Raw genomic sequence first — 20,150 nt, forward strand, 5'->3', positions numbered from 1 at the left:
CTATGGAACTCCATTCTCACCTCAATGCAGAAAACCAAACTGCCTTTGAACATGTTATTCAACACTTAAAGGAAAAAGGTATTCGCATTACAGAAACACGTAAGGCTGTTGTAGCCTATATCATTGATAGCGACGATCACCCAAGTGCTGAAATGATATACAAAGACCTCCTGCCCAACTATCCTAACATGAGTTTGGCAACTGTCTATAACAATCTCAAAGTGCTCTTAGAAGAAGGATTTGTCACTGAACTCAAGCGTACCAATGATACGACAACCTATTATGATTTCATGGGGCACGAGCACCTCAATGTTATTTGTGAAGTCTGTGGAAAAATCACTGATTTCATGGATGTAGAAATCCCGAGCTTGAAGAAGGAAGCTCATACCCAAACTGGTTACAAAATTACAAAAGAGGTACTATCCATCTACGGCATTTGTCCTGATTGTCAACTAAATAAAGAGTCTTAGAAAGCAACCAGTAGTTGCTTTTTTGCTTTCTCTTTGAATTGTCTGAACTTTATTATTTAGAATTATTCTAAAAAGACTTGACTTTCTATTTAGAACTGTTATAATCAACTTAGGTAAATGATAATTATTCTAAATAAAGGAACTAAAACTATGACACTCGTAACCAACCTCAAACAACACAGCCACATCATCACAACCGCTCTCTGCTTGGCGCTCATTCTAATAGGTATCCTTCTGTTTCAGACTGGACAAGGATGGGCACCCATCCTCTTCATTCTAGCCTTTGTCATCGGTGGCTACCAGTCTGCCAAGGAAGGTCTGACTGAGCTGATTTTCGATAAGCACCTGTCTGTCGACCTGCTCATGATTTTGGCTGCTATCGGATCTGGTCTGATTGGCTACTGGATGGAAGGATCCCTGCTCATCTTCATCTTCTCCCTTTCTTCTACTCTGGAAGAATTAGCCATGGAAAAAAGTAAGAATGCCATCGCAGCTCTGATGAACATGACCCCTCCAACGGCTCGTAAAATCGAGGAAAATGGTGACATCACTGTCTTAGACACCGCGGCCATTCGCATCGGCGACCTCCTGCAAGTCCGCAAGGGCGACACGGTCCCACTGGATGCCACTCTCATCAGTGAGCAATCAATCTTTGACGAGTCCATGATTACAGGCGAGCCGCTCCCTGCGGAGAAAATGGCTGGTGCGGCTGTTATCGGCGGAACCATTAACCAAGGCCCAACTGTGACCGTTCAAGTTACAGCTGAAAAAGGCGATGCCCTCTTTGACAAAATCGTCCAAATGGTTGAAAATGCCCAAGAATCCAAATCAAAAACAGCGACTTTCATTGAAAATATGGAAGATACCTATGTCAAGGTTGTTTTGGTGGTGGTGCCGCTCTTTATCCTCTTTGCTCATTTTGCTCTGGGTTGGGACTGGTTGACTGCCTTCTACCGTGGCATGATTCTCTTGACCATTGCTTCTCCATGTGCCCTTGTAGCGTCTTCTTCACCGGCGACACTTTCTGCCATCAGCCGTGCGGCACGCAAGGGCATGATTATCAAGGGCGGTGATATTGCGGATAACATCGCCAATCTAAAGGCCATCGTCTTTGACAAGACGGGTACCCTGACCATTGGTAAACCTGAAGTTGTTGGAGCGACCTATCTTGGCGATGAAAAACTTATCAAGCAGGTTGTTCAGGCAGTTGAAAAACAATCAAGCCATCCGATCGCCCAGGCTCTCATGACCTATACGGCTGACAGCTCTGCTATTGCCCTCCAAAGCCTAGAAGACGTGACCGGAAAAGGCTTGGTGGCGGGCTATGAGGGCGACAGCTGGAAAATCGGAAAGGCAGGCTTTGTGGTGGATAGTTTGGTGAGTCCCCTGTCTGCTGACTTGCTGGCACAGATCGATGAGGCGGAAAGCACTGGAAAAACCCTGGTCTATGTCAGCCAAAATGATGTGCTGGCAGCGATCTTCATGGTGGAAGACAGTTTGAAGCCAGAGAGCAAGCAGCTGATTGCCCAGTTGAAAGAGATGGGCGTGACGCCAATTCTCTTAACGGGCGACCAAGAAAAGACCGCTCGTTATGTGGCGAGTCAGGTCGGTATTGACCGTGTGATTGCCAACTGCCTGCCGACGGACAAGGCTGCTGTTATCCAAGAACTGCAAACCGAGTTTGCGTCTGTCGGTATGGTGGGCGACGGTATCAACGACGCTCCTGCCCTTGCCCAAGCCAATGTCAGCTATGCCATGGGAAGCGGAACGGACATCGCTATGGAGTCAGCCGACATCGTACTCATGGAAGATCTGACACGGATTCCTTACTCCATTCGCCTCTCTAAGAAAATGCGGGGCATCATCAAGCAAAATATCGTCTTTGCCCTATCTGTCATTGCCCTTCTTATCATCTCCAACCTCTTCCAGTCTATCAACCTCCCACTCGGTGTGGTGGGCCACGAAGGATCAACGATTTTGGTGATTTTGAATGGGTTAAGACTCTTGTATTTTAAATAGCATAAAGCCGCCAAGCGATTGGCGGTTTTCTTATTATTCTTTTTTAAAAAAACGCTTGCATTTCAGAAATTATTGTTTTATAATAATTTTAAAGGTAATATTATCATAAAACAATAATAATCGGAGGTTTGCTATGAAAACCAATCTACTCAAAATAACTGGCATTGTGGCTGCTTGTGTTCGCTATTTCTTCTATTTCATGATTGCTCTCTATGCCTTCATTACCTTGGTAGGTCTTGGAGGCCACTCCTTTGTGATAGACTCTTGGGAATACACCTTTAACAAACCCATTGACCAGATTAACATCTGGCTCATTCTATTAACGACTGGATTGATCTTAATTGTCTTGGCGGCACTCAGTCATATTGCCCACCTGATCCAAAAGCTATGTAAGCTACTTCTGGAAGAAGATTATTTCGCCTCATCTAGCCTAGCACTCTATCAGAAACTCTTGGTCAGTTTACTAATTTTGACTGCTGGTCAATTTTGCCTAACCACTTTGTTTTTCCTGACACATGCTACTAATCCAAACACCTTCCTCAATCTTCGCTGGTCAGACTTTATCCTCAATGCCCTCTTCCTCTTCGCAACTTATTTTGTCTGGACCTTAGTACAAAAGGGGCAACAACTTGAAACAGAGAACAGCGAGTTTATCTGATATGGAAATGATTCGCGTAAACTTAGACAAGGTCCTCAAAGACCGACAAATGACTTCCAAGGACTTGGCCGAGCAAGTCGGCATCACCGAAGCCAACCTGTCCATTCTTAAGACAGGCAAGGCAAAAGGTATTCGTTTTAATACCCTGATGAGCATCTGCCGAATCCTAGACTGCCAACCAGGAGATATTTTAGAATATGTGAGTGAGGGAGAATAGCATGAACAAAAAGATATTTTTCAACATCGTCATACAATTGCTAACGTTTATTCGTTATGGATTGATTGCCTTAACTGGATTGATAATTTTTGCACTTCTTATTCTACTTATAGGCGGGAAACCTATTCAAAATAGCCTACAACTAACTGTCCCTTTGTCTATCATTGTTATCATTCTAATCATAAGTATCGTATTGGTAGTTTGCTTCATCTACCTAGCTACCATACTCAAAAAATTGATCATCAACTTTCAGAAAGGAACTATTTTCTCAACTGAAAATGTAGTCTATACAAAGATAATTTTAGGAACTCTGATCGCATGGACTAGCATACAATTTGCAAGTGCTTTTTTCCTATCTTACCTAGATTTAAAGAATGTAAGTGATCTATATGATTTTTCACTTAGTGACTACTTCATAAATGGTGTACTGATTATTATTGCATTACTAGCAAAAATTGTATTGGAAAAAGGTGTACTTTTACAAGCTGAAAACGATGAAATTATATAAAGGAGCCCATGATGAAAAAGTATATTTCCCTTATTGCACTCTGCATGATGATACCTTGCCTAAGTGCTTGTCACTCTGTCACTTCAGAAGTTAATAAAGAAATGCAAAACGAGCTAACAGCAGCTTCCATCGAAACAGAAAAAGCTCTAAAAACAAACGAAAGTCTGGCTAAGATTGAGAACTTTCAGCAAATTGTCGAAATCGCGGCATCCAAAGGAGAGTTCTCTCTTAAATCGCCTTTCTCTGGCAAAATCTATTTAATGGCAACAAAAGAAAATCTCGCGAAACTCTCAAAAGAAGAGTTTACTCTAAATGAACTTAGTTTCTCAACTATCGATTCTAGTAGTAGCAATGATTTTAATATTCGCTATAAAAAACAGACTTACTTCACTGTTCAAAGCTTATCCGTGCAAGATCTGGAGGATTTCGAATACACCAAACCCTCTCCCACTTCTGCTATTCTTGTGTTCTATCCAAACTAGCAAAAATTCCTCGATTCAAAAGAACCGAGGAATTTTTTAATAAGTCGCCAAGCGTTTTTCCAAACGCACCTGTCCGACAGCATACAAGGTACAGATAACCCAATAAATAAGGGCCACACAGATGTAAACGGTCATGTAGTCCGACTTGGCTCCGCCTACTATTTTTGCCTTATTGAAAATCTCTGGTACCGTAATCATAGCTGTCAGAGAGGTACTTTTGACCATGTCTAAGAGGACGTTGCTAAGAGGTGGAAGGGCAATGCGAAAGGCTTGGGGAATGATGATTTTTCGGTAAATCACATTGGTACGCAAACCCAGGGAACGTGCCGCTTCCCATTGCCCCTTATCAATGGCTGAAAGAGATGCACGAATAATTTCAGAAATGTAGGCACTAGACATGGATGTAAAGGCGATGATAGAGGCTGTAATGGCATCTAACTGCAAGCCCATAAAGGGCAGACCAAAATAAATGAAGAAAAGAAGAACCATGAGGGGAATACCACGCATGAGAGAAATATGGGCCATAGCCAACCAACGCAAGGGGCCAAACTTAGACATCCGCATGAGGGCTACAAAAAATCCACAGAAAGTCCCCAAGGCAAAACCAATTAGGGATAGGGATAAAGTGTAGGGAAGTCCCTCCAAAATCTGTGGAATAGCCTCTCTTGCAATATCTGCATTAAAAACTGCCTGCCAGTTAATATCCATATCCTCTCCTCTTTCCTAAAAACCAGATAGACCTTGCCAGTCTGTGACTGACAAAGTCTATACAAGATGCATTTATCGTCATTTAGTTTTTCTTTTATTACTTCGACGTAAGAGGAAACTCTGTTTCCTTATTTCCAACTTCAAACACTCCACTGGAGTGTTTGAACTCGCCTTGCCTGATTTTGCAAAAGCGACTTGCTCCGCAAGTTTTATCTCCCACCTTGCACTGTCCATTAACTGTGCAAGCAATCTGGGGGACTGTTCCAAGTCAATGCCAAGAAACAAGAAAGCATTGAGATATGCCTGCGGCAGTTGATGCGAACTTTGTTCGCTTTATTTGCAACCTCCAACTATCTCCCAGATAGTTGGAGCGAGTACTAAAAGTAAACTAAAAGGCTATAATTTGTTACTAATTCTTATTCAACTTCGATAACTGGCAATTTATCAGCATTTTCAACAGGGACTGTCAAATCTTGTCCTGCATAGTATTTCTCAGAAATTGCCTTCAAAGTTCCGTCAGCTTTCATTGCTTCAAGAGCTTCGTCAATTTTTTCTTTCAAGCTTGTATCAGCCTTGCTCATGACAATACCTTGTTCAGTTGGGTTGTATTTTGCATCACCCATCTTCACTTTGATGTCTGGGAAGTTGGCATTGACCCATTTGATGGCCATGACTTGTGTATAGTAGTCATTTGGAATGAAGTCTGTACGACCTGTTGATACATCACGCAAATAGACATCGTTGGTTACGTTATCATAGATAACTGGCTCTGCACCTTGCTTTTCAGCAATTTTCATATACTGAGTACCTGCACCACCACCAGCTTTTTTACCAGTCCAGTCGCTCAAGTCAGCTGCTTCGATTCCTGATGAACCATCTTCACGGACGATGTAGCCACCAACTGAATACTTGTAAGGGATAGAGAAATTGTACTTTTCCTTACGTGCTTCCGTCATGTCAAAGTTGTTCACAGAAATATCTACTTTACCGCTATCAACCGCTGTAAAGGCTTCTGCCACACCGATTTCTTGGTATTCGATTTCCAATTTCAAACGTTTACCAATTTCATTGATCATGTCAATTTCATAACCGACCAATTCTTTAGCATCATTGTAGTAAGAAGTTGGGAAAAGGGTACCTGGTGTTGCAACCTTCAAGACACCTGCTTCTTGTACTTTTTCCCATTGAGTTTGTTCAGCAGAAGAACTGCTAGTATTAGAACTTGAGCTAGAACATGCTGCCAAGGTCAAAGTAGAAACCAAGAGAGCTGAGGCCAAAACTTTTTTCAACATAAAACAATCTCCTTTGGAAGCCATAGCTTCCTTTTTACTTTTTCTAGGTGTTAACCCACCAACTTTTACAGGTTAACATTTTGAAAACGTTTTGGCAAATAATTGAACTGAAAAAATGAATTCCCTTACAAGTTGAGTAAACCTGCTGCCTCCATTTGGTCTGCCAACTGCAAGAGTAAATCCTCTCGTCCCTTGGCTGCTGTCAATTGAATGCCGATTGGCAAGCCGTCAGCCCGCACATAAGTTGGCAGACTAATCGAAGGTTGTCCTGTGATGTTTGCCTGCTGGGTAAAGGGTGTCCAGGCCAGACTTTCTGCAAACATCTCCCAAATCAAACTCTGCTGCTCTGCCATTGCCAACTCCTGCGTGTGCAACAAACGGTCCAACATCTCTTGCGAGTGAGTGAACTGGTCAAGCTTGGGCGCCACATCTGCCACGGTCGGCGTCAGAAGGAGGTCGTAATGCTGGTGGAAGTCCGCGATTCTGGCACTGTAGCGGTCCCAATCCTGCAAGACCTTGGAGTAGAGTTTGGCTGGAACGGTCTGTCCACTCTGGTAAATGGCCCAGGTCATGACTTCCATGTCATCAGGTGTCATGGACCGCCCCAACCCTGCCTCTATCTCTTCAAACATCTGAGCTGTCTCGACGCTGTTCATCAGATAATAGGCCTGCATGATCTCAACGCCGTCCAGGATAGGATTTGATAGCTCCGTAATCTGGTGCCCCAGTGCTTCCAGCTGAGGCAGAAGGGACAAGACAGCCTGTTTAGCATGAGCGGAAACTGAACTGCCAATTGGCGATTCTAGACTGTAGGCAATTTTCAGGGGCTTATTCCTGGATGAAAAGAGAGACTGCTCAGGCAGAAGAGCCAAAGGAAAGGGAGCCTCGACTTGATAGGTCTGCAAGTGATAGAGGAGGCGTTTGGTATCGCGAACCGACTTGGTCAGGGCAAAGTTGCTGGAAGCTCCCTGCCAGCCACGATAGGAATGTGGGCCGACCGGAATACGGCCCCGACTGGGCTTTAGACCAATCAAACCGTTGAAAGAGGCGGGAATGCGGATTGAGCCGCCACCGTCCGAAGCTGCTGCCAAGGGGACCATGCTCGAAGCCACCGCAGCTGCTGCACCACCACTGGAGCCACCTGCATTGCGACTCAGATCTAGGGGCAACTTGACTGGCCCATGCAGGCTAGAATCCGATATGTTCTTGAACCCAAACTCTGGCGTATTGGTCCGTCCCAAGGTGATAAAACCCAGGTCCTTGAAAGCCTGCACCAGTTTGTCTGTGTGACCTGCACGGTAATCCTGAAATAGACGTGAGCCTGCTGTTGACAATTGCCCCGCTTCATTTTGCCCCAGATCCTTGAGCAAGAAAGGAACTCCAGCAAATGGCTTGCCCAGATAGTCTTCTTTCTCCGCTTCTTTCAGGGCTTCATCATATTGCTTGCTGACAACCGCATTGAGGGCGGGATTGAGTTTTTCAATCCTGTCAATGGATTCTTGCACCAACTCCTTGGCAGAAACCTGTTTTTGATTGACAGCCTGGGCCATAGCTGTCGCATCATTCCATTTCATAGATTTTCTCCTCGTGAATTCCATATTTTTCCATAGACTGCTTGATGGTCTTTCCGAGCGCCATACAATCAGCCATGTTGTCCGACGAAGGATAAAAGGTAGTCAGAAAAGCCCCGTTTTCAATCAAGACATGCTCAATTCGTGTTTTCATATCCTCCACCGTCACATCCTGACCTACCAAGTCTGACAGATTGGCCATCGAATCCGGATCCACCTGTGGAAATCTGTCCGATACTTCTTGCGGAGCAAAACTTGCTGCATAAAAGTCAGCCACCACTTGCCCTCGTTTGACTTGATTGCCTGACACACTGATATAGGCAGAAATAGCAATGGCCTCTTGGTAAATCCGCTGAGCCAATCCAGCAAACTTCCGCCCCTTGATACTAAGGTCGTAGGTCCCAGGACAATAGGAAGTTGCCACCTCACCACTGACCACCTCGAAGGGAAAATCCGAAAGCGCCTGAACAATCACATCCACCATGACCTGATAAGACTCCCGCAAATCAACCTTGTGACCAGAGGGATTAGGCAAAATCAGAGTGACATTTAAAATCCCCTCATCCGCAACAACTGCCAAACCGCCCAAACTCCGAATTATAGGACTGTATCCCGCCTGACCAATACTGGCCAAGCCCTTGTCCAGCTGGGCAACCTGGCTGTCCATCATCCCCAGAATGACTGTTTGGTCCATGGGCCAAAAATGTAAAATCCCTGTATTGGACTGACGATTGACTTCGCGCAAAAAGACCTCGGTCCACACCAGCGGTCCCTGTTTCAAACCCGTCAAGCCAGACCAATCTTCGTATTTTTTTATGGACACATTCTCAACCCAAGATTTCATCCGTAAGCGTTCTCTTTCCTTTATTAAACTTATTTTATCACAAACTATTTGTATAGGAGAGTGAAAATGCTTCTGCGTTTTTTCTGAAAAAAGAAAAAGACTAGAAATTCTCCAGTCTTCATCTCGATTTATAAATCCTCAAAGGCATCTTTTACCTTGTCAAAGAATCCTTTTTTATGGGGTTTGACATCAATATTTCCCGCTGCCGCAAAGTCTTTAAGGGCTGCACGTTGGCGATCGTTCAAACCTGTCGGAGTGACAATATTTACTGTGACATATTGATCACCAATAGCTCCACCACGAACGCTTGGAGCACCCTTACCTTTTAGTCGGAAGGTCTTACCAGTCTGGGTACCTTCAGGAATGACCATATCCACATCACCGTGAACCGTTGGCACATGAACAGTATCACCAAGTGCTGCTTGGACAAAATTGAGATCTAATTTATAGTAAATTGTTGTCCCTTCACGTTCAAACTTGTCTGATGCCTGAACTTGAACTACAACGTAAAGATCTCCGTATGGACCACCATTGAAACCAGCTTCACCTTGACCTGCCAAGCGAATACGTTGACCAGTTTCCACACCAGCTGGCACCTTAACCGTCACAGTATGGGCTTGTTTTTCATGACCAGTTCCATGACAGGTTGTACATGGGTCTTTGATTTGTTTTCCGCGACCATGACAGACATCACAGGTCATTTGACGGCGCATAGTTCCAAGCGGAGTTTGTGTGTCCACATTGATCACTCCAGAACCATGACAACGCCCACAGGTTACTGGACTTGTTCCAGGTTTGGCACCTGAACCTGTACAGGTTCGACAAGTTGCCTCACGGTTATAGGAAACTTCACGTTCCACACCGAAAATGGCTTCTTCAAACTTCAAGTTGACCGCATACTGCAAGTCATCCCCTTGACGAGGTGCGTTAGGATTGCGCGTCGCACCACCTCCACCAAAGAAGCTAGAGAAAATGTCTTCAAAGCCACCGAAACCTGCTCCGTCGAAACCACCAAAACCACCTGCTCCACCACCGAAGCCTCCATTGGCACCAGCAGGGCCAAATTGGTCATAGGCAGACCGTTTTTGCGGATCGCTTAAGGTTTCATAAGCCTCTTGGATCTCCTTGTATTTATCCTCCGCACCCGGATCCTTGTTAATATCTGGATGGTATTTCTTTGAAAGCTTCCGATAAGCCTTCTTAATCTCGTCTGGCGAAGCATTCTTAGAAACCCCCAGACGATCGTAAAATTCAGTATTGTTCATATAAGATACTAAGGGCGTTAAGCGGACACAGCCAAAATAGGAGTTTTGACGCAGGACGCCACCGTCCTAGGAAAAAACTATCTTTTTGGCACAGTCCGTAGCCCGTGTTCAGTTACGAACACATTCCTTTCTATCATGGTTTTGGAAAAGTGAAAACAGCTAACTGACACAGTGTGTAAAACACACTAGGTGGGTTATCTTTTTCACTAGGTTTTTAGCCTGTGTTCGAATTACCGAACTTGTATTCCTTTCTTTAGAGTATAGAAAGTAGCCCGTGTTCGATTGCAAACACATTCCTTTCTATGAAGATATTAAGCCGTTAAGCGACTCAAAGAAAAATAGGGAGTGAAAGTGTCCAGTGGACACTTTCAGCCCTGTCGCACAAAAACAATAAGCGACAGGTATTTCTCAAAAAGTCTATCCCCAGACTTTTTGACTTTTCACACAGCTTTTAGGGCGGGTTCAATTCCTTTCGTTAAAAAATAGACGAAACTCAGAAAGAAACCTGTGTTCAGTCGAGAACACTTTCCTTTCTATAAAAATTAGCTAAGGCATTTTTTCAAATGTCACTTTGAACTCTTCAAATTCTTTGTCAGATAGCTCAAAAATAAAATCTTCCTCAGAGTAATTGTCCAACTCTTTAAAACACCTACTTGCATCTTCAACCAAAGCAAGACTGGTCAAAACCTGACGAGAAAAGGCATTGACTGTAAAACCTGTTCCTGTAATGATATTGCCATCCTCACAGACTGGTAAGGGACGAAAATTTTCCCTAGGCAAAAAATCAAAATAGTCGATAAAATTTTGCCAAATACCACCTGTGTAAAGAGTCTGTTTCAACAATCCAGCCTTGGCAAGTAGGATAGGTGCTGAAGAAATCGCTGCAATTTTGATTGACTTACTATCTAAGCCTGCAAGAAATCGAATGAGGCATTCATCTCGTAAAGCCTGAGTAAAGTCAATCATCCCTGGGCAAAGAATACAATCATATTCCTCTATATTTACCTCTTCTAAGGTTTTATTGGCATAACAAGGTAGACCGTCCTCCGAATAAATCGTTTCCTTAGTGGAAGCAATAAAATCAATCTTTCTCCCAAAGTTCAACACCAATATGCTAGTCAACGGAGCTATCTCATAAAGAGAAAAATTAGGATAAAGCAAACAAGCAACTTTTTTCATGAAAAACTCCTCATTAGCTATTTACCCAAAAACAGAGGCTGGGTTGCAACCTCTGTGATCGGAAATTTTATTAGTTACAGTGGAATTGCATAACCTTTCCAACTCTCAACATCATACAAATCTTTACAATCTTCACAACGGCAAAATGCATCTGAAAACGTAGCCTGATATCCATAACCACTTCCATTAGGACGTTCTTTCGACCACACCACAGTCCCCTTACCACATGGACACTTATATGTTCTTACCGTTTCATCATATGATCCAACTTCATGTGTCTCAGTAGAAATCAATTCCAACTCAATTCTATTATCCATAATAAATAACTTCCAAACTTACTTTTCAGTAAACTCGCCGTCTACCACATCATCGCCTGCGTTGTTAGCTGTTTGGGCACCTTCTTGGCCTGCAGCTGCTTGTTGTGCTGCTGCGGCTTGTTCATAGAGTTTCACTGCAAGAGCTTGAGCTTTTTCGTTGAGGTTTTCAAGTTTCGCTTTCATGTCGTCCAAGTTGTTAGCTTCTTGAGCTGCTTTCAACTCATCAAGAGCTGCTTGAGCTTGGTCACGTTCTGCGTCGAAGCCTTTGCCTTCTGTTTCTTTAAGCGTTTTCTCAGTCGCAAAGATTGCTTGGTCCACATCATTACGAAGGTCCACTTCTTCCTTACGTTTCTTATCTGCTTCCGCGTTTGCTTCTGCATCTTTCATCATGCGGTCGATTTCTTCATCTGTCAAACCTGAGTTAGACTGGATAACAATTGTTTGCTCTTTTTGCGTACCAAGGTCTTTGGCTTTTACAGAAACGATACCGTTCTTGTCGATGTCGAATGTTACTTCGATTTGTGGAATACCACGAGGTGCTGCAGGGATATCTGTCAATTGGAAACGACCAAGAGTCTTGTTGTCCGCTGCCATTGGACGCTCACCTTGAAGCACGTGGATGTCAACAGCTGGCTGGTTATCTGCCGCAGTTGAGAAGACTTGTGATTTAGAAGTTGGGATTGTTGTGTTGCGGTCGATGAGTTTTGTAAATACACCACCCATTGTTTCGATACCGAGTGACAATGGTGTTACATCGAGAAGGACAACGTCTTTGACATCACCGGTGATTACACCACCTTGGATTGCCGCACCCATAGCAACAACTTCGTCAGGGTTTACAGATTTGTTTGGCTCTTTACCTGTTTCAGCTTTTACAGCTTCTACAACGGCTGGGATACGAGTTGAACCACCGACAAGGATGACTTCGTCAATTTCTGACAAGCTAAGGCCTGCATCTGAAAGAGCTTGACGAACAGGAACTTTTGTACGTTCTACAAGATCGTAAGTCAATTCGTCGAATTTTGCACGTGTCAATGTCATTTCCAAGTGAAGAGGACCTGCTGCACCTGCAGTGATGAACGGCAAGCTGATTTGAGTTGAAGTCACACCTGAAAGGTCTTTCTTAGCTTTTTCAGCCGCATCTTTCAAACGTTGAAGAGCCATTTTGTCAGCTGACAAATTGATGCCGTTTTCTTTCTTGAATTCAGCTACCATGTGGTCGATAATCTTTTGGTCAAAGTCGTCACCACCGAGCTTGTTGTCACCCGCTGTTGCAAGTACGTCAAAGACACCGTCACCAAGCTCAAGGATAGATACGTCGAAAGTACCACCACCAAGGTCGAATACCAAGATTTTCTCATCTTTGTCAGTCTTGTCCAAACCGTAAGCAAGGGCTGCTGCAGTTGGTTCGTTGACGATACGTTCTACTTCAAGACCTGCGATTTTACCAGCATCTTTTGTTGCTTGACGTTGAGCATCGTTGAAGTAAGCTGGAACAGTGATAACGGCTTTAGTTACTTTTTCACCAAGGTACTCTTCCGCGTAGCCTTTCAAGTATTGAAGAATCATAGCTGAGATTTCTTGTGGTGTGTACTCTTTACCATTTGCTGAAACTTTTTCAGAAGTTCCCATTTTTGATTTGATAGAGATGATTGTATCTGGGTTGGTTACCGCTTGGCGTTTTGCCGCATCACCAACGATGATTTCACCATTTTTGAAAGACACAACAGACGGAGTTGTGCGGTTTCCTTCTGGGTTTGCGATGATTTTTGATTCAGTTCCTTCAAGAACTGCAACTGCTGAGTTTGTTGTACCTAAGTCAATACCGATAATTTTAGACATATGTTTTACCTCTTTTTAATTTACTTTCTTTTCAAGTAGTTTAACGACATTTCGGTCAAGTTTTCTTTTTTGGGAAATAGCAGAGCGACTACTCCGATACCACCACCATAGCCGGCCTCAACAGACGTTCATGCAACTTGTAGCCTTTTTGGAAGACTTGTGCGATGTGTTCTGCTGGGCAGTCGTCTGTGGCTGGAACAGTTTGAATGGCCATGTGAAGATTTGGGTCAAAGACATCTGTTGCGACTTCTTCCACCCCTTCTTCTTTGAGGGCTTGAATCAAACTTTCCTGTACCATTTCCAAGCCTTTTTTGACATCTTCTGTCAGGCCTTCGACTTGAAGGGCACGTTCCAAGTTATCCAAGCTCGGCAAGATTTTCTTGGCCAAGTCTTGCGAACGGTAACGCTGAATGGTCTGGCGTTCCTCGTTAGCACGGCGTTGGATATTTTGCATTTCAGCATGGGCACGAAGGTACTTGTTTTCAAATTCCTCTACACGCTCATTTGCCAAGTCCAATTCCGATTTTTCAGGAGCTTCGACAACTTCTTCTGTTGCTTCCACTTCCTCTAGGATTTCTTCATTTTTGATTTCTTCTGACAAAGCATTCTCCTTCTAATTGACTTCATAGTGATTGCTACTTAAGTATCGGTAGTAATCGGTTAATTTCATAAATAGGACGCGGCTGATGATGTTGATCAAACTCAGCTGCCTGCGGTAGTCCATGTCAACAGGACCAAGCAAACTCATCTGGGCCATGCCCCTATAGGGGATTGGAAAGCGATGATGAATGACTGTCACATCTGCAAGGGCAGGATCCATATGTTCCGCCACGGAAATACTGGTCTGCTGGTTTGGCGCTAAACCCTGCCGCAACTCTGGGGCTAATAGCTGTGGGCTATCCAAGAACTGATAGGTGGCGAGATTGCCATAGGTCAGCGAAGCGACCTTTCCACTGATAAAGACTGATTCTTGGAAGAGATTGGAAAAAATGTAGTCCATGAGATCCAAGACATTGTCCGTCGTGGTAAAGTAACGTTGCACCACCTGGGGAATCTCCGTCCGCAGCTTGTAGTGGATTGCCAAAACCGTCTGGTCAACGAAGCGTTCATCCACCAGGCGTTTGAGCACTTCCAAGTCTCTGGTCAAAAAGTTCTTGGGAATGGCAAACTGGACGGTAACAGGTTTGGACTGGTCCAAGGTCAAGACTGCCAAGGCATCGTGGTTGCTGAGTTGCACGATGTCAAAGGAAGTCAACTGCTGACTGGTCGGTTCCACATCTAAGATGACCGAAGTGTAGCCTGTCAAATCTGCCAAGACCTGACTTGCCCGCTCCAAGATGTCTTCCAGCTTGAAGGCTTCAAAGTCGAAGGCCTTGACCACCTGATAAACATCTTCTTCATTGATGTGTTCCAAGTTGAGCGAGTGGTTGACAAAGTATTGAAAACCAGCCCGACTGGGCATCCGACCACTTGACGTGTGAGCTTTTTCTAGCAAGCCCAACTGCTCTAGCTTAGCCATATCATTACGAATGGTAGCCGAACTAGAAGCAATCATCTCCTGCAAGGCCTTAGAACCAACCGGCTCATGATGGCGCGTAAACAATTCAACAATCAGATTCAAAATATCATTTTGACGTTGGGTAATCATCTCCGCTCCTTTCATGAACACTCTGATTTTTGTTTTAGCACTCTCGTATGCCGAGTGCTAAACTTTATACTCCCATTATACGCCGAAAAAATGGATTGTCAAGAGAAAAAGACAAAAAATTAGCACTCTTTTACCTAGAGTGCTAAAAATCGGTCTGAGGACCTAGTTGTTTTTTACAAGTCGGTAAAAACGGTATCCAGTCAACAGCAAGAGAGGGATATAGATAGCAGAAAGAATAAGCGTAAGTACATAATGATGCTCATTCAGATTCACCCCTATCAAAATGAAATAAAGTCCTAAAGATAGTAGATAACGTCTTTGGATGATTGTTTTAACAAATTCCACTTTGCTTTCCCTATCACCGTATATCTCAAGATCTCCCTTTACAGCTGCCTTCCTAAAAATAACGAAGTTTTGGCATGATGTGACAAATTCCCAACCATAGTCCTCGTACATGCGTAGATAGGATTCTCTATCCTTGTTTTTACTTTCTTTAAAATCAACCTGGTAAACGACATCTTCTGGCTCACATTTTTCAAAATGATAAAACAAGCTCCAGCTAATCTTAACTAGCTTCCACCCCTTCTTATGCATGTCACTAAGGTAGCATGCCTGTTGATTGAAATCTGTGATAAAAAATACTTTACATTCTGTTTTAGTCTCCATAACTCTCCCCCTTACTGTTTCGATAAAGTCGTTCAATTCGGGCTAATTCTATGTCTAGAATTTCTCGACCTGTTGCTGTTATTTGGTAAAACTTTCGCTTGTCTTCTTCTCTGACAAAGGCAATCAATCCGTCCTTCTCCATTTTCGACAGGGTGCCGTACATGGTTCCCGGGCTAATCACGACCTGACCTGCCGTGACTTCCTTGGTCTTCTGGGTAATATCGTAACCATGCCGTTCTTCCTGTAAATGAAAGAGAATATAGAAGGCTGTCTCTGTCATGGGAACATAGACGCGTTTTAACTTATCGTTCATAAAACTCCTTTCGCACTACGATACATCGAACTTCGATATACAAATTATATCGCACCTCGATACACTTGTCAAGAAAAAAATCAGAGAAAACTCCCTGATTTCATTTCTTGATTATTTTAGAAAATGGTGTTTTATGTGTCGTGATAAAGTTTTCAATCCAGCTAGCATCACCGCTCTCCGTCGCTACTTCTTCCCTTTCCTCATCCGTGCCCTGTTCTTCATCATCTGAAAAATCGACTTTTCCAAATAGAACTACCTTGCCCTCCGTTTCAGCACTTGCTGAACTGCTATTAGTTGTTAGAAGCCCAAAAGTTACAAAACCTAGCATTGCAAGAGCACCTAAAACAAGTAATTTCTTCATCATTATTTCCTCCAAGATAATTAAGAACCTGTATTCACAGTTCAGCACTTCTAGCTAAGGCTAGTTTTTCAGCTACTCATCGTTCATTTTTTTTCAAAATACAGTCAGTATTCCCTCAAAAAACTGCCTTGATTAGCGAAAAACGATCTCTTATAGTCTTTTAGTTTACTTTTAGTACGAGGCAATGAGCTGCAGACATAACTGAAGTTAGGCAAGGCGAATTAACGAAGTAATAAAAGAAAAACTAAATGACAATATCTAAAAGCACTTTTCTTGTGAATACCGGTTCTAAACATTGTTTTGTAAAGTTGTAAAACTTACAAGTATTATCTTACAGGAAATGACGAGCCACTTAAAATTCATTACATATCTGTAACTTTCTCAATTTCCTTATTGATCTGGTGGATTAAATCATAGCAATCTAAAAATTTGGCAATATGCAGGCATTCCTTCATTATTTCTAGGCCACCATCATTTCCATTCATGTAGGACAAGCGTGCTTTTATGAGCTTAAGCAGCAAGCGATCCCGCATATTCTTTTCCATGATATTGACAGAGTCAAGAATTTTGAGAAAGCGAATCGCAGCAATCTCCTCTCCCCTATCTAACAAACTACTCGAAATATTGATGAGTACCTTATAAACATTATCTCTGTTTTCTGTGATATCCATATAAAACTTTGTTCGATTGAGAACTTCCATTCCCAGAACTTCCAACATTTTGCTAGGAAGACCTCTGCTACAATTTCCGAAAATCCAGAGTTCAAATTTACCCCAATCATCTATGGACATTAAATAGTCCGATAGAATAGCTTTTTCATCCTCAGAAACATCATAATCAGGATCGCACCATTGCTGCTTGAATATATGAAAGGCCGCAACCATCACCCTATCAAACGGACGTCCATCCCTATCATACTCTGCTTGATGGTACAAAATTCTATCATCCATATACTGAGCATTGTGACTATAAACTGCACGGACAAATTCCTCTGATGAAAACAAATTATCTATCTGAAAGTAGGACTGGTAGAGGGTAGAAAATTCGCCCTCTATCACATTCATCCGTCTCAAGCAATAAAAAAATGTATCTACAGAAAGATTACTCTTTCCATTTTCAAAGCGTGATAACTGAGCAGGTGTCACGAAATCCCCTGCCACTTCTTTTAGAGACATATTTTTTGATTCACGAATGAGTTTAAAAATTTTTCCGTAAGTTCCCATTATATTCTCCACGCGTTACATTTATGTAACGAAATTCGCTAACTTTTGAATCTAGTATATCATAGATTTATCATTTTTTTATAGAAAGGCAGGTAGTTATGTCATCTCTCTTATCTACCCAAGAATTATCAAAGCAATATGGGAAACAAAAGGCCGTTCATCAGGTTTCTTTAACGATTAATAAAGGTGAAATCTGTGGCTTAGTCGGTGAAAATGGTGCTGGGAAAACAACACTCCTCAGAATGTTATCGGGCCTCATTTCCCAAACTTCAGGTACCATTACTAGTTCAAAAGATTGTCGTATTGGAGCTTTAATTGAATCCCCTGCTCTACAACCTAATTTATCTGCGATCGATAATCTTCGTTACATGGCTCTGCAATTAAATCTCAAGCAAGCGGATGAAAAAATCTTAGAGACATTAGCAATTGTCGGTTTAGAGGATGTGGATCCTAAGAAAAAATCCAAAGATTTTTCATTGGGAATGCGTCAACGTTTAGCCATTGCCTTAGCTATCCTAGATAGGCCTGATTTTTTAATCCTAGACGAACCGATTAATGGTCTTGACCCTGTTGGAATCAAAGAAATGAGAAGTATTATTTTAAATCTTCGCAATCAATATGGGATGACCATCCTTATCTCCAGTCATATCCTATCAGAGCTTGAGATGGTGGTTGATCGATACATTATTATGCATAAGGGCCTTATCGTCAAAGAATTCTCAAAGCAAGAGCTTGAACAAACCCTAGAAGAACAGCTCTATCTACAAACGAACAACCATCCTATGACCTTGACTATCCTTGAAGAACAGGGCATCGCTTACAAAATAGATAAGGATTATATCAGTCTGTCATCAGATACGAATGTTATGAGCCTCATTCATCTCTTGATAAACCATGAGATGGAGGTCAACGAAATTTTTAAACAACAAATGTCATTTGAAGATTATTACCTGACATTGATTCAAGAAGGAGAAGAGCATGATACATTACTTTAAAGCTGATTTATTTAAGATTCAAAAAGAACAGAGATTAACGGTTTCATTGGGAGTCTTGGCTTTACTGTCCTTTTTATCCGCTTTTTTGTTGCATGGCAACGAAGACTTCACTGGCTCTCTGATTCAATTGCTTTCTCAATTTATCACACTATTTTTTATCGTTCCAGCCAACCTTTTCTTTGGAGAAGATTTTACTTACCGTACCATCAATAATATTATTATCAAACAACAAACAAGAAAAAGGGTGTTTTTCTATAAAGTCTTAGCAACCCTTGTACTAGATCTCTCTTATATCCTTCTAGCCTATTTATTGAGTAGCAGTGTTGGCTTACTTCTAGGTGATCGTGTTGATGTTGCAGTGATAATACAAAGTTTCATTGTTCAAACTCCTTTATTTATCTGTATCTCTCTGTTATCCATCCTGATATTTGTCAAGTCCAATAAGGTCAATCAAGCCTATCTTATCTTTAGTTTAATCAGCCTTCTTTTTGACAATATCACTAACCTCATTACCAGTAACCTACTCCATATAAAATTACCAACAGATTATTTTCTATTCCTTTCCCTCCAACAAGGGGGACATATTTCAAGGTTATCCATGGGTGTTAGCTTTATGGCTACCCTCATCTACCTTTATCTGAGTTACTTTATCTTTAGTAGGAAAGAGTTAAAATGATGTAGCTTAGATTTCATATATAAAAAACATGTATGTCACACATCAGAAAAAACGTATGACATACATGTTTTCATTTCGCATTTATTTCCCTTGGGCAATCAATTCTGCTCCGCGTTTGCGGTAGGATAGGTCGCCAACAGCTTCAATTAAGAGCTTGCCATTTTCGTATTTGAGGACGGTAATTGAACCGTTATCGAGGAAGACATTGGCTCCACGCTCTGGCTCCAATAGATGGGCCAGGGTGGCAATGGTCATACCATGACTGACCACAAGGGCATTGCCGCCGCCTTGCTTTTCCAAGTCTTGGGCAATGGCCTCAAAACCTGTCAGGATACGATTGCTCAAAACTTCCCATGATTCCGCCCAGTCAGCTGTATCTGCTTCTTGAATACCTGCTGCGATTTCCGCAAAGGACATGCCTGTCGCATCAACTGTCCCTTTCAAACGAGGCAGGACACCTTGGAAAAGCTCGGCATCATACATGCCCTCAAAACTACCAAAGCACCATTCACGGATACGCTTATCTTGGTAATATGGGATTTTGCCTAAAATTCCCAACTCACGCTGGGCGATGGTCATGGTCTGAACGGTCCGCCCCAGGTCACTGGATACGGCTAGTTTAAAATCAATACCTGCATCCTTGAGCCCCAAGCCCAGTTCACGAATTCCTTCCTCACCAGCCTTGGTCAGCGGTGTATCACACCAGCCCTGCACGCGCCCGATGGTATTAAACATGGTTTTCCCATGTCGAGAAATATATAATCTTACGTCTGCCATAGTGTTCTCCTTGTCTTTTCTTACAATTAGTATAGCAAAAAAACGACTGCTTGTCGCAATCGGTTTGGAGAAAAATTGGAGTCCCATTTATTTTATTCTATTGAATTATGAGCTTATTA

23 protein-coding genes are annotated in these 20,150 nt (G+C 42.6%); 8 read left to right on the forward strand and 15 right to left on the reverse strand.

The window, feature by feature from the left end; genetic code table 11:
- The first annotated feature begins 2 nt into the window (after positions 1 to 2).
- The 6 genes from ODU55_RS04820 (at position 3) to ODU55_RS04845 (ending at position 4,354) form a co-directional block, all read left to right on the forward strand.
- Complete coding sequence (locus ODU55_RS04820) at positions 3 to 470, forward strand: Fur family transcriptional regulator (protein WP_044776765.1); 468 nt, start codon at positions 3 to 5, stop codon at positions 468 to 470.
- Between the two features lie 150 nt (positions 471 to 620).
- Complete coding sequence (locus ODU55_RS04825; protein ID WP_398582063.1) at positions 621 to 2,489, forward strand: heavy metal translocating P-type ATPase; 1,869 nt, start codon at positions 621 to 623, stop codon at positions 2,487 to 2,489.
- A 133-nt stretch (positions 2,490 to 2,622) separates the two neighbouring features.
- The gene (locus ODU55_RS04830) at positions 2,623 to 3,147 is read left to right on the forward strand and encodes a hypothetical protein (RefSeq protein WP_024375951.1); all 525 of its coding nucleotides are present in this window, start codon (positions 2,623 to 2,625) and stop codon (positions 3,145 to 3,147) included.
- A 1-nt stretch (position 3,148) separates the two neighbouring features.
- Complete coding sequence (locus ODU55_RS04835) at positions 3,149 to 3,364, forward strand: helix-turn-helix transcriptional regulator (RefSeq protein ID WP_105108521.1); 216 nt, start codon at positions 3,149 to 3,151, stop codon at positions 3,362 to 3,364.
- 1 nt (position 3,365) lies between these two features.
- On the forward strand, positions 3,366 to 3,872 hold the full coding sequence (locus ODU55_RS04840) for a DUF2975 domain-containing protein (protein WP_398582064.1): 507 nt from the start codon (positions 3,366 to 3,368) through the stop codon (positions 3,870 to 3,872).
- Positions 3,873 to 3,883: 11 nt separating this feature from the next.
- Positions 3,884 to 4,354: a hypothetical protein gene (locus ODU55_RS04845; RefSeq protein ID WP_398582065.1), complete on the forward strand. Its 471-nt coding sequence runs from the start codon at positions 3,884 to 3,886 to the stop codon at positions 4,352 to 4,354.
- 36 nt (positions 4,355 to 4,390) lie between these two features.
- Here ODU55_RS04845 and ODU55_RS04850 read toward each other — a convergent pair whose 3' ends face one another.
- The 14 genes from ODU55_RS04850 to ODU55_RS04915 form a co-directional block, all read right to left on the reverse strand.
- Complete coding sequence (locus tag ODU55_RS04850; protein ID WP_253221882.1) at positions 4,391 to 5,062, reverse strand: amino acid ABC transporter permease; 672 nt, start codon at positions 5,060 to 5,062, stop codon at positions 4,391 to 4,393.
- A 416-nt stretch (positions 5,063 to 5,478) separates the two neighbouring features.
- Positions 5,479 to 6,354: a transporter substrate-binding domain-containing protein gene (locus ODU55_RS04855; RefSeq protein WP_044761002.1), complete on the reverse strand. Its 876-nt coding sequence runs from the start codon at positions 6,352 to 6,354 to the stop codon at positions 5,479 to 5,481.
- A gap of 125 nt (positions 6,355 to 6,479) precedes the next feature.
- A complete protein-coding gene (locus tag ODU55_RS04860; protein ID WP_398582066.1) occupies positions 6,480 to 7,928 on the reverse strand; it encodes an amidase in 1,449 nt (482 codons plus the stop codon).
- Positions 7,915 to 8,769 carry a lipoate--protein ligase family protein gene (locus ODU55_RS04865; protein WP_398582067.1) on the reverse strand — a complete coding sequence of 285 codons (855 nt, stop codon included), beginning with the start codon at positions 8,767 to 8,769 and terminating at the stop codon, positions 7,915 to 7,917. The genes ODU55_RS04860 and ODU55_RS04865 overlap by 14 nt, the downstream gene beginning before the upstream one ends.
- 128 nt (positions 8,770 to 8,897) lie before the next feature.
- On the reverse strand, positions 8,898 to 10,034 hold the full coding sequence (gene dnaJ, locus ODU55_RS04870; protein WP_398582068.1) for a molecular chaperone DnaJ: 1,137 nt from the start codon (positions 10,032 to 10,034) through the stop codon (positions 8,898 to 8,900).
- Between the two features lie 546 nt (positions 10,035 to 10,580).
- Positions 10,581 to 11,213 (reverse strand): DJ-1/PfpI family protein, encoded by a 633-nt coding sequence (locus ODU55_RS04875; RefSeq protein WP_398582069.1) that lies wholly within the window; start codon positions 11,211 to 11,213, stop codon positions 10,581 to 10,583.
- Between the two features lie 74 nt (positions 11,214 to 11,287).
- Complete coding sequence (locus tag ODU55_RS04880; RefSeq protein ID WP_044758305.1) at positions 11,288 to 11,530, reverse strand: hypothetical protein; 243 nt, start codon at positions 11,528 to 11,530, stop codon at positions 11,288 to 11,290.
- 18 nt (positions 11,531 to 11,548) lie between these two features.
- Positions 11,549 to 13,372, reverse strand: coding sequence for a molecular chaperone DnaK (dnaK, locus tag ODU55_RS04885; RefSeq protein ID WP_398582070.1), 1,824 nt, complete (start codon positions 13,370 to 13,372; stop codon positions 11,549 to 11,551).
- A gap of 88 nt (positions 13,373 to 13,460) precedes the next feature.
- Positions 13,461 to 13,973 (reverse strand): nucleotide exchange factor GrpE, encoded by a 513-nt coding sequence (grpE, locus tag ODU55_RS04890; RefSeq protein ID WP_398582071.1) that lies wholly within the window; start codon positions 13,971 to 13,973, stop codon positions 13,461 to 13,463.
- A gap of 12 nt (positions 13,974 to 13,985) precedes the next feature.
- Positions 13,986 to 15,020 carry a heat-inducible transcriptional repressor HrcA gene (hrcA, locus tag ODU55_RS04895; protein ID WP_398582072.1) on the reverse strand — a complete coding sequence of 345 codons (1,035 nt, stop codon included), beginning with the start codon at positions 15,018 to 15,020 and terminating at the stop codon, positions 13,986 to 13,988.
- A gap of 162 nt (positions 15,021 to 15,182) precedes the next feature.
- A complete protein-coding gene (locus tag ODU55_RS04900) occupies positions 15,183 to 15,686 on the reverse strand; it encodes a DUF2812 domain-containing protein (RefSeq protein WP_398582073.1) in 504 nt (167 codons plus the stop codon).
- Complete coding sequence (locus ODU55_RS04905; protein ID WP_053867349.1) at positions 15,676 to 15,999, reverse strand: PadR family transcriptional regulator; 324 nt, start codon at positions 15,997 to 15,999, stop codon at positions 15,676 to 15,678. Before ODU55_RS04905 ends, ODU55_RS04900 begins: the two co-directional genes overlap by 11 nt.
- 100 nt (positions 16,000 to 16,099) lie before the next feature.
- On the reverse strand, positions 16,100 to 16,363 hold the full coding sequence (locus tag ODU55_RS04910) for a hypothetical protein (RefSeq protein WP_398582074.1): 264 nt from the start codon (positions 16,361 to 16,363) through the stop codon (positions 16,100 to 16,102).
- Positions 16,364 to 16,722: 359 nt separating this feature from the next.
- Positions 16,723 to 17,583: a helix-turn-helix domain-containing protein gene (locus ODU55_RS04915; protein WP_398582075.1), complete on the reverse strand. Its 861-nt coding sequence runs from the start codon at positions 17,581 to 17,583 to the stop codon at positions 16,723 to 16,725.
- Between the two features lie 98 nt (positions 17,584 to 17,681).
- Here ODU55_RS04915 and ODU55_RS04920 point away from each other — a divergent pair, with 98 nt between their 5' ends.
- Together ODU55_RS04920 and ODU55_RS04925 are read left to right on the forward strand one after the other, a co-directional pair.
- A complete protein-coding gene (locus ODU55_RS04920) occupies positions 17,682 to 18,578 on the forward strand; it encodes an ATP-binding cassette domain-containing protein (protein ID WP_398582076.1) in 897 nt (298 codons plus the stop codon).
- On the forward strand, positions 18,562 to 19,254 hold the full coding sequence (locus tag ODU55_RS04925) for an ABC transporter permease (RefSeq protein WP_398582077.1): 693 nt from the start codon (positions 18,562 to 18,564) through the stop codon (positions 19,252 to 19,254). The genes ODU55_RS04920 and ODU55_RS04925 overlap by 17 nt, the downstream gene beginning before the upstream one ends.
- Before the next feature lie 81 nt (positions 19,255 to 19,335).
- On the opposite strand, the gene ODU55_RS04930 is transcribed toward ODU55_RS04925, so the two are convergent.
- On the reverse strand, positions 19,336 to 20,031 hold the full coding sequence (locus ODU55_RS04930) for a histidine phosphatase family protein (RefSeq protein WP_398582078.1): 696 nt from the start codon (positions 20,029 to 20,031) through the stop codon (positions 19,336 to 19,338).
- Between the last annotated feature and the right edge of the window lie 119 nt (positions 20,032 to 20,150).

Origin of the sequence: Streptococcus sp. 2022WUSS037 (genome assembly GCF_044427225.1) — a bacterium.
Classification (GTDB): Bacteria; Bacillota; Bacilli; order Lactobacillales; family Streptococcaceae; genus Streptococcus.

Excerpts from the sequence above, each read along its gene's own strand:
- ODU55_RS04820 (WP_044776765.1), top strand. The coding sequence starts at position 3 with ATGGAACTCCATTCTCACCTCAATGCAGAAAACCAAACTGCCTTTGAA.
- ODU55_RS04825 (WP_398582063.1), top strand. The coding sequence starts at position 621 with ATGACACTCGTAACCAACCTCAAACAACACAGCCACATCATCACAACC.
- ODU55_RS04830 (WP_024375951.1), top strand. The coding sequence starts at position 2,623 with ATGAAAACCAATCTACTCAAAATAACTGGCATTGTGGCTGCTTGTGTT.
- ODU55_RS04835 (WP_105108521.1), top strand. The coding sequence starts at position 3,149 with ATGGAAATGATTCGCGTAAACTTAGACAAGGTCCTCAAAGACCGACAA.
- ODU55_RS04840 (WP_398582064.1), top strand. The coding sequence starts at position 3,366 with ATGAACAAAAAGATATTTTTCAACATCGTCATACAATTGCTAACGTTT.
- ODU55_RS04845 (WP_398582065.1), top strand. The coding sequence starts at position 3,884 with ATGAAAAAGTATATTTCCCTTATTGCACTCTGCATGATGATACCTTGC.
- ODU55_RS04850 (WP_253221882.1), bottom strand. The coding sequence starts at position 5,062 with ATGGATATTAACTGGCAGGCAGTTTTTAATGCAGATATTGCAAGAGAG.
- ODU55_RS04855 (WP_044761002.1), bottom strand. The coding sequence starts at position 6,354 with ATGTTGAAAAAAGTTTTGGCCTCAGCTCTCTTGGTTTCTACTTTGACC.
- ODU55_RS04860 (WP_398582066.1), bottom strand. The coding sequence starts at position 7,928 with ATGAAATGGAATGATGCGACAGCTATGGCCCAGGCTGTCAATCAAAAA.
- ODU55_RS04865 (WP_398582067.1), bottom strand. The coding sequence starts at position 8,769 with ATGAAATCTTGGGTTGAGAATGTGTCCATAAAAAAATACGAAGATTGG.
- dnaJ (WP_398582068.1), bottom strand. The coding sequence starts at position 10,034 with ATGAACAATACTGAATTTTACGATCGTCTGGGGGTTTCTAAGAATGCT.
- ODU55_RS04875 (WP_398582069.1), bottom strand. The coding sequence starts at position 11,213 with ATGAAAAAAGTTGCTTGTTTGCTTTATCCTAATTTTTCTCTTTATGAG.
- ODU55_RS04880 (WP_044758305.1), bottom strand. The coding sequence starts at position 11,530 with ATGGATAATAGAATTGAGTTGGAATTGATTTCTACTGAGACACATGAA.
- dnaK (WP_398582070.1), bottom strand. The coding sequence starts at position 13,372 with ATGTCTAAAATTATCGGTATTGACTTAGGTACAACAAACTCAGCAGTT.
- hrcA (WP_398582072.1), bottom strand. The coding sequence starts at position 15,020 with ATGATTACCCAACGTCAAAATGATATTTTGAATCTGATTGTTGAATTG.
- ODU55_RS04900 (WP_398582073.1), bottom strand. The coding sequence starts at position 15,686 with ATGGAGACTAAAACAGAATGTAAAGTATTTTTTATCACAGATTTCAAT.
- ODU55_RS04905 (WP_053867349.1), bottom strand. The coding sequence starts at position 15,999 with ATGAACGATAAGTTAAAACGCGTCTATGTTCCCATGACAGAGACAGCC.
- ODU55_RS04910 (WP_398582074.1), bottom strand. The coding sequence starts at position 16,363 with ATGATGAAGAAATTACTTGTTTTAGGTGCTCTTGCAATGCTAGGTTTT.
- ODU55_RS04915 (WP_398582075.1), bottom strand. The coding sequence starts at position 17,583 with ATGGGAACTTACGGAAAAATTTTTAAACTCATTCGTGAATCAAAAAAT.
- ODU55_RS04920 (WP_398582076.1), top strand. The coding sequence starts at position 17,682 with ATGTCATCTCTCTTATCTACCCAAGAATTATCAAAGCAATATGGGAAA.
- ODU55_RS04925 (WP_398582077.1), top strand. The coding sequence starts at position 18,562 with ATGATACATTACTTTAAAGCTGATTTATTTAAGATTCAAAAAGAACAG.
- ODU55_RS04930 (WP_398582078.1), bottom strand. The coding sequence starts at position 20,031 with ATGGCAGACGTAAGATTATATATTTCTCGACATGGGAAAACCATGTTT.